This is a genomic window from Vibrio sp. 10N.222.48.A3 (assembly GCF_041475345.1).
In the GTDB taxonomy this organism is placed as follows: domain Bacteria; phylum Pseudomonadota; class Gammaproteobacteria; order Enterobacterales; family Vibrionaceae; genus Vibrio; species Vibrio tasmaniensis_A.
Map to the genome: position 1 here is coordinate 1 of NZ_JBFRVX010000222.1, position 5,257 is coordinate 5,257.

A 5,257-nucleotide genomic window follows, 5' to 3' on the forward strand; every position below is an offset into this window, starting at 1 on the left:
TGTTGAGCGTTCCTTTTAGTAAGGAGCATCTCTAAGTGGACGGCCATTCTAGCGAATTGGGTTCCAGTGTCAAACACTTTTTCCAGCTAATTTTTCAAAGCATCTTAAATGCTTAATGTCGTCTCGTTACTTAGTTCAAACCGCTTGGTTATCCCTAGCAACGGAGGCGCATTATAGAGAGAATCCCCCTTTGCACAAGACCAAAAACAGAAAAAAATCGCCACAGGCGATCGTTCGGACACTATTCACTCAAAGCGTTCAAAATAGGTACGATTGCGTCTTAATTTCGACTAATCGTACCTATCGTTCTTACCTTGATTATTGGTGAGCAATAATTCGGTCGTTATTCACTAATAGCTGCACTTTCTTATCCGGATTGATTTTCCCCGCAAGTATCGCTTTCGCTAATGGGTTCTCAACACTCTGCTGAATTGCTCTTTTAAGAGGCCTCGCACCATATACAGGATCAAAACCGACTTTAGAAATCAGCCTCAGTGCTTTATCCGATACTTCAAGCTCATAACCATTGTCTTCCATTCGCTTTTTCAAGTGCTCAAGCTGAATAGCGGCAATTGACTCAATGTGCTCTTGGCCTAATGGATGGAACACAACGCTTTCATCAACTCGATTCAAAAACTCAGGTCGGAAATGTTTACCCACCACTTCCATAACCTCATTTTTAATGCCTTGGTAATCCAATGTATTAAAGTTCTCTTGAATACGAGTTGAACCTAGGTTCGATGTCATGATTACCACGGTATTTCTAAAATCGACCGTGCGACCTTGTCCGTCAGTTAATCGTCCATCATCTAAAACCTGCAATAGAATATTGAAAACATCTGGGTGAGCTTTCTCTACCTCATCAAGCAGAATGACAGAATAAGGTTTTCGACGAACAGCTTCGGTTAAGTACCCACCTTCTTCATAGCCCACATAACCAGGGGGCGCACCAACTAAACGAGCGACAGAATGTTTTTCCATAAACTCAGACATATCGATACGCACCATCGCATCTTCACTATCGAACATAAAGTTAGCTAATGTTTTACACAGTTCGGTTTTACCGACACCTGTTGGCCCTAAGAACAAGAACGAACCAATCGGCTTATTCGGATCAGACAAACCAGCACGGCTACGACGAATCGCATTCGATACCACTTCGACCGCTTCCGCTTGACCGATAACCCGCTTATGCAGAACACCTTCCATTTTCAGAAGCTTCTCCTTTTCCGCTTCTAGCATTTTAGAAACAGGAATACCGGTTTGCTTTGAAAGGACATCGGCGATCTCAGCGTCGGTCACCTTATTACGTAATAAGGTCATTTCTTGCATTTCAGCTTGAGTCGCGAGATCTAACTGCTTCTCCAATTCTGGGATTCGACCATATTGCAATTCAGACATACGGTTAAGGTCACCAGCGCGTCGTGCAAAATCCATATCCATTCGAGCTTGTTCTAGCTCTGATTTAATATGTTGCGTACCAGACAGCGCCGCTTTTTCAGCGTTCCAAACTTCTTCAAGCTCTGCGAAATCGCGTTCTTTCTCAGAAAGTTCGCTTTGTAACGTACGAAGCCTCTTTTCACTGGCCTCATCATTTTCATTCGTCAGAGCTTGCTGTTCGATCTTCAATTGAATGATTTTGCGCTCTAACTTATCCAATGACTCGGGCTTTGAATCTATCTGCATTCGAATACTCGAAGCCGCTTCATCAATGAGATCAATCGCCTTATCTGGTAACTGACGATCTGAAACATATCGGTGAGATAGCGTTGCCGCCGCTACGATAGCAGGATCGGTAATTTCTACATGATGGTGGAGTTCATAGCGCTCTTTCAAACCACGAAGAATCGCTACCGTGTCTTCAACGGTGGGTTCATCCACGATCACTTTTTGGAATCGACGCTCCAAAGCCGGGTCTTTCTCTATATATTGTCGGTATTCATCGAGCGTTGTTGCGCCGACACAATGCAGTTCACCACGAGCTAATGCTGGTTTCAGCATGTTACCCGCATCCATAGAGCCTTCGCCTTTACCTGCGCCGACCATAGTATGAATTTCATCGATAAAGAGAATGACATTGCCTTCTTCTTTCGATAATTCATTAAGCACTGATTTTAGACGCTCTTCGAATTCACCACGATATTTAGCACCCGCAACTAATGAGCCCATGTCTAATGAAAGCACTCGTCGGCCTCTTAAGCCTTCAGGCACTTCATTATTGATAATACGCTGAGCCAAACCTTCGACAATCGCAGTTTTACCTACACCGGGTTGACCGATAATGACAGGGTTGTTCTTAGTACGACGTTGAAGGACTTGAATCGTGCGACGAATTTCATCATCACGACCAATCACAGGATCTAGCTTGCCTTGCTCTGCTCGCTCGGTCAGATCAATGGTGAACTTCTCTAAAGCTTGGCGTCTACCTTCCGCATTCGGGTCATCAACCTTTTGACCACCACGAACTTGCTCGATAGCTTGAGATAGTTTTTGCTCAGTAAGGCCTAACTCTTTAAGTAAGTTACCTAGAGATCCTTTGTCTTCTATTGCAGCGAGTAGGAATACTTCTGAAGATATATAACTGTCTTGACGCTTTTGCGCGACCTTGTCACATAGGTTGAATAGCGTTCCCATTGCGTTAGAAAGCTGAACATCACCACCGATACCGCTTACTTTTGGGACTCTGTCTAATATTTCGCTCAATTTAGAACGCAATTGAACAACGTCAATATTCAGCATAGTGAGCAATGGACGAATCGCACTGCCATCTTGATTAAGCAAAGACACCATTAGGTGTACAGGTTCTATATATTGGTGATCACGACCTAATGCGAGCGACTGAGCATCAGATATCGCAATTTGGAATTTACTAGTGAATCGATCGAGACGCATGCCAACCTTCCTACTCTTAGATATGTTTATCTTATGGTTAGAAGATGGATACGGTAACGCAGATTTTCAAGGGATAAGGATGAAGAATAGAGCTGATATGAAAATATAAATGAACTGGATGAGTGGTTATGCTAGTCAGAGATTACTCTAACCAAATAAATGTTGCCTGACGCCCAGTAATACCATCACGACGATAAGAATAGAAAGCATCTGAATCTGCGTATGTACATAGATTCGAATCTGTCACCGAAGTCACGCCAACTTTCATTAATCGTTGAGTCGCAAGTTGAGACATGTTTGCTAACCACTTGCCGGGTTCAGATTTAGCTTTAAATGCTAATTTCGCTTGAGGGTCAAAACGAACAAAAGCGTCCAACACATCGTTGCCCACCTCAAACGCATCTTTACCAATAGCAGGGCCAAGCCAAGCAATGATCTGATTATCTGAATCTAGGTTTGAAAACTTTGCTACGGCATTTTCAAGAATGCCACCAGCAAGACCACGCCAACCGGCATGAACGGCAGCAACTTGAGTGCCTTTGGTATCGGTAAGGATGACCGGTAAGCAATCGGCTGTCATCGCAGAACACACAATCCCCTTTGCAGTGGTAAATGCACCATCCGCATCAAGCACATTCGCCACAGGTTCTAAAACCGTAATGACATCCGTTGAGTGAGTTTGATTTAGCCATACTGGAGCCGTGGGCATCTTAGATTGTTGCTTTAGCCATGTTCGATTACTTTCAACAAGTAAAGCATCATCCCCAACATGCATACCAAGGTTTAACCCTTGATAAGCACCTGTAGAACAACCATCAAAACGAGTCGAAGCAAATGCTTTCACGTTTTTTGGTGCATTCCAGTCAGGGATGATCATTGACACGATTAAATGTCGTCTTCTATGTTTTCGCGAGCATCAACACGCAACGCTTCAGCCATCACAACCATGTCATTTGGCACAGGTGCGTGGAACTCTACTTCTTCACCAGTAATCGGGTGAACAAACTTCAGCATAACCGCGTGTAGCGCTTGGCGATCAAAAGAACGAATCATTGTCGTTAGCTCTTCAGATGCACCTTTTGGAATACGTGCACGACCACCGTACGCAATATCACCTAACAACGGGTGCTGAAGGTATGACATGTGAACACGGATTTGGTGAGTACGACCCGTTTCTAGGCGCAGACGAATACGAGTATGTTCGCGGAAGTGCTCAGCAACACGGTAGTGAGTTACCGCAGGCTTACCCAGTTCATTAACGTCCATTAACGTACGCTTAGTTGCATGACGGCTAATGCCTTTCTCAACCACACCACCAGCGGTCATTTTACCAATAGCAATTGCTTCATATTCACGAGTAATACGACGTTTAGCAAGAGCTCGTACAAGGCGAGTTTGAGCTGGAACCGTTTTAGCCACAACCATAAGACCAGTTGTGTCTTTATCAAGACGGTGCACAATACCCGCACGAGGTACTTCAGCAATCTGAGGGTAATGGAAAAGCAATGCGTTTAGTATGGTTCCATCCGGCGTACCTGCACCTGGGTGTACAACCAGATCGCGAGGTTTATTGATAACCAATAAATCATCATCTTCATAGACAATGTCTAACGGAATATCTTGTGCTTCCCAGCGCTCTTCATCCGCAAGCTCTGCTTGTAAGATGATCGCTTCACCGCCCAAAACTATGGTGCGCGGTTTAGTGATAACTTCGCCATCCACTTGGATTTTGCCGTCAAGAAGCCACTCTTTAATACGAGAGCGAGAAAAATCGGTAAATAGTTCAGCGACAGCTTGGTCTAAACGTTGACCTAACTGGCTGCTTTTTACTGTGTCTGTTAATGTTATCTGCTGAGCCATATCGAACTTTTTTAAAAACCGTGAGACTAATACCCATTAGTATGGATAAAATAGAATAATTGCATCATTGTATCTGTTACTGGTTAGAAAGTAACGGAAGCTTACGAAATATTTAATTCAAGGAATCGACGCCTGACATGAAACACCTTACTTTAACGGGTCTATTAGCCGTATCACTCTTAGTTGGTTGTTCAAGTAGTGAAGAAATAGTACCGGATGTACCGCCATCGGTTCTTTACTCTGACGCCCAAGAATCACTGCAGAGTGGTAGCTGGCTTTCTGCAATCGAAAAGCTAGAAGCCTTAGACTCACGTTACCCATTCGGCGCCTATTCTGAACAAGTACAACTGGATCTGATTTACGCTTACTACAAAAATGATGACTTGGCGCTTGGCCTTGCGACTATTTCGCGATTCCTACGTTTAAACCCAACTCATGAGAAACAAGATTGGGTTCTTTACATGCGCGGTTTAACGCATATGGCACAAGACCGAAACTTCATGCA

4 protein-coding genes are annotated in these 5,257 nt (G+C 43.9%); 1 reads left to right on the forward strand and 3 read right to left on the reverse strand.

Annotated elements, in window-relative coordinates; genetic code table 11:
• Nucleotides 1-318: 318 nt before the first annotated feature.
• The 3 genes from clpB to rluD all read right to left on the reverse strand — a co-directional run bounded on the left by clpB (nucleotide 319) and on the right by rluD (nucleotide 4,752).
• A complete protein-coding gene (clpB, locus tag AB4653_RS07645; RefSeq protein WP_102258350.1) occupies nucleotides 319-2,892 on the reverse strand; it encodes an ATP-dependent chaperone ClpB in 2,574 nt (857 codons plus the stop codon).
• Nucleotides 2,893-3,034: 142 nt separating this feature from the next.
• Entirely contained in the window at nucleotides 3,035-3,769 is a 735-nt protein-coding gene (pgeF, locus tag AB4653_RS07650) for a peptidoglycan editing factor PgeF (protein WP_009848468.1), read from the reverse strand.
• An 8-nt stretch (nucleotides 3,770-3,777) separates the two neighbouring features.
• A complete protein-coding gene (rluD, locus tag AB4653_RS07655; RefSeq protein WP_009848467.1) occupies nucleotides 3,778-4,752 on the reverse strand; it encodes a 23S rRNA pseudouridine(1911/1915/1917) synthase RluD in 975 nt (324 codons plus the stop codon).
• A 137-nt stretch (nucleotides 4,753-4,889) separates the two neighbouring features.
• On the opposite strand from rluD, the gene bamD reads away from it, so the two are divergent.
• Nucleotides 4,890-5,257 (forward strand): outer membrane protein assembly factor BamD (gene bamD, locus AB4653_RS07660; protein ID WP_372103742.1); only part of this gene is annotated, 368 nt, incomplete at its 3' end.